General features: G+C 53.4%; 1 protein-coding gene. It reads left to right on the top strand.

Features of this window, described 5'->3' with window-relative positions; genetic code table 11:
* The first annotated feature begins 71 nt into the window (after positions 1 to 71).
* Positions 72 to 440, top strand: coding sequence for a DUF6232 family protein (locus C7I85_RS32455; protein ID WP_106727677.1), 369 nt, complete (start codon positions 72 to 74; stop codon positions 438 to 440).
* Positions 441 to 577: the final 137 nt, after the last annotated feature.

Raw genomic sequence — 577 nt, 5'->3', positions numbered from 1 at the left:
AGGACCCAAGCCGGGCTGCGGCTAGAAGGATTGACGGCCGAGGAGATTGTGCGCACCCTTCTGGAAAAGGGATGGTTTCTGAGATGTCAGGCGTTCTATTTCAGTCAGGCGATATCACGATCACTAGATTCGTTGCCAAGTTCGGCACTGCCGCTTACCCAATTGTGACCATCCGAAGCGTCACAATCGAGAGAGAGAATACAATCTTATTCGCCCTGAGTGTTGTTGCAATTATCGCAGGTCTCGTTGTCGGGGCCAATATACATGAGATAATTGGACTTATCGCCTTTGTCGCTCTGTTACTTTTGGCGAACAATGTCCCCGAGAAACGCACACTAACCCTGAAGACATCTAGTGGCGACGTGACCGCTCTAAGCTCGCATGACGCGAACTTGGTCGAAAGCGTGCGCCGAGCGATCGAGAATGCCTTCCCGCGATAACAAACGCCTTGGCGTATTCTTTCCCAAGTAGCCAGCCTAAAACGCAATTTAGAGCGACGCCATGAGAAAGCCCGCCGCCTCGGGCGAGACGACGGGCCAGTTTGATGCGGCGCTCCGGTACTCTCTACTATCCGAGC

Source organism: Pseudaminobacter soli (ex Li et al. 2025) (genome assembly GCF_003012705.1).
Classification (GTDB): domain Bacteria; phylum Pseudomonadota; class Alphaproteobacteria; order Rhizobiales; family Rhizobiaceae; genus Pseudaminobacter; species Pseudaminobacter soli.
Note: the sequence above shows the minus strand (reverse complement) of the source record. Positions and strands in the feature narration are given on the sequence as shown.